Origin of the sequence: Brevibacterium gallinarum (assembly GCF_014836885.1) — a bacterium.
In the GTDB taxonomy this organism is placed as follows: Bacteria; Actinomycetota; Actinomycetes; order Actinomycetales; family Brevibacteriaceae; genus Brevibacterium; species Brevibacterium gallinarum.
In genome coordinates this window covers 1-5,410 of record NZ_JACSPY010000026.1, presented here as the reverse complement: position 1 = coordinate 5,410, position 5,410 = coordinate 1, and the positions used below count along the sequence as shown (strand labels likewise).

Here is a 5,410-nt window from a genome sequence, read left to right as displayed (position 1 = left end):
GCGTCTGTTCTTTGAGAACTCAATAGCGTGTTTGTTTGTTTTTGTGATGCCAGAATTTTTTGTTTCTGGTTGAAGCAAGGATGTAATGACATTTGATGACCATTTTTGGTTTGTCTCTTGTCTTTTTCTTTGATTTCGGCTGGGATTGTTTTTCATAATTTTTTATGGAGAGTTTGATCCTGGCTCAGGACGAACGCTGGCGGCGTGCTTAACACATGCAAGTCGAACGCTGAAGCGCCCAGCTTGCTGGGTGTGGATGAGTGGCGAACGGGTGAGTAACACGTGAGTAACCTGCCCCTGACTTCGGGATAAGCCTGGGAAACTGGGTCTAATACCGGATATGACTACTGGCCGCATGGTCTGGTGGTGGAAAGGGTTTTACTGGTTGGGGATGGACTCGCGGCCTATCAGTTTGTTGGTGGGGTAGTGGCCTACCAAGACGACGACGGGTAGCCGGCCTGAGAGGGCGACCGGCCACACTGGGACTGAGACACGGCCCAGACTCCTACGGGAGGCAGCAGTGGGGAATATTGCACAATGGGGGGAACCCTGATGCAGCGACGCCGCGTGCGGGATGACGGCCTTCGGGTTGTAAACCGCTTTCAGTAGGGAAGAAGCGAAAGTGACGGTACCTGCAGAAGAAGTACCGGCTAACTACGTGCCAGCAGCCGCGGTAATACGTAGGGTACAAGCGTTGTCCGGAATTATTGGGCGTAAAGAGCTCGTAGGTGGTTGGTCACGTCTGCTGTGGAAACGCAACGCTTAACGTTGCGCGTGCAGTGGGTACGGGCTGACTAGAGTGCAGTAGGGGAGTCTGGAATTCCTGGTGTAGCGGTGAAATGCGCAGATATCAGGAGGAACACCGGTGGCGAAGGCGGGACTCTGGGCTGTAACTGACGCTGAGGAGCGAAAGCATGGGGAGCGAACAGGATTAGATACCCTGGTAGTCCATGCCGTAAACGTTGGGAACTAGGTGTGGGGTCCATTCCACGGATTCCGTGCCGTAGCTAACGCATTAAGTTCCCCGCCTGGGGAGTACGGCCGCAAGGCTAAAACTCAAAGGAATTGACGGGGGCCCGCACAAGCGGCGGAGCATGCGGATTAATTCGATGCAACGCGAAGAACCTTACCAAGGCTTGACATACACTGGAAACGGCTAGAGATAGTCGCCTCTTCGGACTGGTGTACAGGTGGTGCATGGTTGTCGTCAGCTCGTGTCGTGAGATGTTGGGTTAAGTCCCGCAACGAGCGCAACCCTCGTTCTATGTTGCCAGCACGTGATGGTGGGAACTCATGGAAGACTGCCGGGGTCAACTCGGAGGAAGGTGGGGATGACGTCAAATCATCATGCCCTTTATGTCTTGGGCTTCACGCATGCTACAATGGCCGGTACAGAGGGTGGCGATACCGTGAGGTGGAGCGAATCCCAGAAAGCCGGTCTCAGTTCGGATCGTAGTCTGCAACTCGACTACGTGAAGTCGGAGTCGCTAGTAATCGCAGATCAGCAACGCTGCGGTGAATACGTTCCCGGGCCTTGTACACACCGCCCGTCAAGTCACGAAAGTCGGTAACACCCGAAGCCGGTGGCCTAACCCTTGTGGGGGGAGCCGTCGAAGGTGGGACTGGTGATTGGGACTAAGTCGTAACAAGGTAGCCGTACCGGAAGGTGCGGCTGGATCACCTCCTTTCTAAGGAGCTAACACTAGTATTGTGTTGCCACGCGCAGGCCGTTCGTGTCTGTGGTGGTTGCTCATGGGTGGAACATCACATTGACTTCCTGCCGGGTTCCCTTTGATGAGGGTTCTGTGGTGGGGCAAACACGTTGTTGGGTCCTGGGAGAACAGGCCGGCAGCCAGTTGGTTCTGGTTGTGGTTGTTTTTCTGGATTGTTCCGGCCCTGCATGCTGCGTCAGTCGTGACTGGTTGTGGGTGTGGGTGTCTGGGTGTTGTTGTGTAAGTGGATAGTGGACGCGAGCATCTGGGGAAACGCACAGTGTGTGTGTTTCTTCTGTTGTGATTTTGTTTTTGTTGTGTTTCTTGTGTTATCCGACTCGTGCACGCCTGTTGTTTGTGGTGTGTGTGAGTGTTCAAGAGCGCATGGTGGATGCCTTGGCATCAGGAGCCGATGAAGGACGTGGTAACCTGCGATAAGCCTCGGGGAGTTGGTAAACGAACGGTGATCCGAGGGTGTCCGAATGGGGAAACCCCGCGGCATGTTGTGTGTCGTGACCCGCATCTGAATATATAGGGTGTGTGGGGGGAACGTGGGGAAGTGAAACATCTCAGTACCCACAGGAAGAGAAAATAATAATGATTCCGTTAGTAGTGGCGAGCGAACGCGGATGAGCCTAAACCGTATGTGTGTCAAGCGTGTAGGTGTTGCATGTGCGGTGTTGTGGGGCCACTGGTGATCCTCTACATGGGGTCGGGCAGGTGTTGGTGTGTGTAGTCGAATGATCTGGGAAGGTCGACCGGAGTGGGTGAGAGTCCCGTAGATGAAACATGTGCCTATCTGTCTCAGTGTGTGCCCGAGTAGCACGGGACTCGTGTAATCCCGTGTGAATCTGCCAGGACCACCTGGTAAGGCTAAATACTCCCTGGTGACCGATAGCGGATAGTACCGTGAGGGAATGGTGAAAAGTACCCCGGGAGGGGAGTGAAATAGTACCTGAAACCATGTGCTTACAATCCGTCAGAGCCTCCTTTTGTTGGGGTGATGGCGTGCCTTTTGAAGAATGAGCCTGCGAGTTAGTGGCATGTAGCGAGGTTAACCCGTGTGGGGTAGCCGTAGCGAAAGCGAGTCCGAATAGGGCGGTTGAGTTGCATGTCCTAGACCCGAAGCGGAGTGATCTAGCCATGGGCAGGGTGAAGCGTCGGTAAGACGACGTGGAGGCCCGCACCCACTTCAGTTGAAAATGGAGGGGATGACCTGTGGTTAGGGGTGAAAGGCCAATCAAACTCTGTGATAGCTGGTTCTCCCCGAAATGCATTTAGGTGCAGCGTTGCGTGTTGCTTTCTGGAGGTAGAGCTACTGGATGGCTGATGGGCCCCACCGGGTTACTGACGTCAACCAAACTCCGAATGCCAGGAAGTGTAAGCGTGGCAGTGAGACTGCGGGGGATAAGCTTCGTAGTCGAGAGGGAAACAGCCCAGACCATCAACTAAGGCCCCTAAGCGTGTGCTAAGTGGGAAAGGATGTGGAGTTGCGAAGACAACCAGGAGGTTGGCTTAGAAGCAGCCACCCTTGAAAGAGTGCGTAATAGCTCACTGGTCAAGTGATTCCGCGCCGACAATGTAGCGGGGCTAAGCACACCGCCGAAGTTATGGCATCATCACGGTAACCCTAACGGGTTGTGGTGTTGGGTAGGGGAGCGTCGTGTGGCCGGTGAAGCTGCGAAGTGATTCAGTGGTGGAGGCTATGCGAGTGAGAATGCAGGCATGAGTAGCGAAAGACGGGTGAGAAACCCGTCCGCCGGATGACCAAGGGTTCCAGGGCTAGGCTAATCCGCCCTGGGTAAGTCGGGACCTAAGGCGAGGCCGACAGGCGTAGTCGATGGACAACGGGTTGATATTCCCGTACCGGCGAAGAACCGTCCATACCGAGGCATGTGAGACTAACCATGTTAAACCCGCTGTCGCCCTTCGGGGTGTTCAGCAGGTGATGTGTGGGACCTGATCGTGTAGTAGGTAAGCGTGTTAACAGGTGTGACGCAGGAAGGTAGCCAGGCCGTGCGATGGTTGTCGCGGTCTAAGGTGGTAGGCCGTCTCTTAGGCAAATCCGGGAGACATAAGGCTGAGAGCTGATGGGCGCCCCACATTGGTGGGGTGATCTGGTGATCCTATGCTGCCGAGAAAAGCATCGACGTGAGGTTCTAGCCGCCCGTACCCTATAACCGACTCAGGTGGTCTGGTAGAGAATACCGAGGCGATCGAGATAATCGTGGTTAAGGAACTCGGCAAATTGCCCCCGTAACTTCGGAAGAAGGGGGGCCATCCTGGTGATCAACCCTCGCGGTTGTGAGCTGGTGGTGGCCGCAGAGACCAGAGAGAAGCGACTGTTTACTAAAAACACAGGTCCGTGCGAAGACGTAAGTCGATGTATACGGACTGACGCCTGCCCGGTGCTGGAAGGTTAAGAGGACCTGTTAGAGCGTAAGCTCGAAGCGGAGAATTTAAGCCCCAGTAAACGGCGGTGGTAACTATAACCATCCTAAGGTAGCGAAATTCCTTGTCGGGTAAGTTCCGACCTGCACGAATGGCGCAACGACTTCTCTGCTGTCTCAACCGCGAACTCGGCGAAATTGCACTACGAGTAAAGATGCTCGTTACGCGCAGCAGGACGGAAAGACCCCGAGACCTTCACTATAGTTTGGTATTGGGATTCGGTGTGGTTTGTGTAGGATAGGTGGGAGACTGTGAAGCATGCACGCCAGTGTGTGTGGAGTCATTGTTGAAATACCACTCTGACCATAGTGGATTCCTTAACTTCGGACCCTGATCGGGTCCAGGGACAGTGCCTGATGGGTAGTTTAACTGGGGCGGTTGCCTCCCAAAGAGTAACGGAGGCGCCCAAAGGTTCCCTCAGCCTGGTTGGCAATCAGGTGTCGAGTGTAAGTGCACAAGGGAGCTTGACTGTGAGACGGACGTGTCGAGCAGGAGCGAAAGCTGGGACTAGTGACCCGGCCGTGGATTGTGGAATCGCGGTCGCTCAACGGATAAAAGGTACCTCGGGGATAACAGGCTGATCTTGCCCAAGAGTCCATATCGACGGCATGGTTTGGCACCTCGATGTCGGCTCGTCGCATCCTGGGGCTGGAGTCGGTCCCAAGGGTTGGGCTGTTCGCCCATTAAAGCGGTACGCGAGCTGGGTTTAGAACGTCGTGAGACAGTTCGGTCCCTATCCGCTGCGTGCGTAGGAAATTTGAGAAGGGCTGTCCTTAGTACGAGAGGACCGGGACGGACGAACCTCTGGTGTGCCAGTTGTACCGCCAGGTGCATGGCTGGTTGGCTACGTTCGGGAAGGATAACCGCTGAAAGCATCTAAGCGGGAAGCCTGCTTCAAGATGAGATTTCCCTATGAGGCGCCCTCTAGACCAGGGGGTTGATAGGCCAGACGTGGAAGCACAGCAATGTGTGCAGCTGACTGGTACTAATACGCCCACCACTCACCCAACCACCACAAATATGGTGTGCCACGGGTCGGGTAACACAAGACACACAACCAACAGTGTCACAACAACAACACGCTACGCGTCCACAACACCAACCACTGCAAACAACACAACACAGACTTGCGGCGGCTATAGCGGCAGGGAAACGCCCGGCCCCATTCCGAACCCGGAAGCTAAGCCTGCCAGCGCTGATGGTACTGCACTCGACAGGGTGTGGGAGAGTAAGACACCGCCGCAATT

Annotated in this window: 3 rRNA genes; all 3 read left to right on the top strand. The window is 54.9% G+C overall.

Annotated features, from left to right (window positions below):
* Positions 1 to 161 precede the first annotated feature (161 nt).
* Positions 162 to 1,688 (top strand): 16S ribosomal RNA (locus tag H9634_RS14265).
* A gap of 388 nt (positions 1,689 to 2,076) precedes the next feature.
* Positions 2,077 to 5,172 (top strand): 23S ribosomal RNA (locus tag H9634_RS14260).
* Between the two features lie 119 nt (positions 5,173 to 5,291).
* Positions 5,292 to 5,408: ribosomal RNA gene (gene rrf, locus H9634_RS14255) — 5S ribosomal RNA — on the top strand.
* The 16S, 23S and 5S rRNA genes sit together here, the layout of an rRNA operon.
* Positions 5,409 to 5,410: the final 2 nt, after the last annotated feature.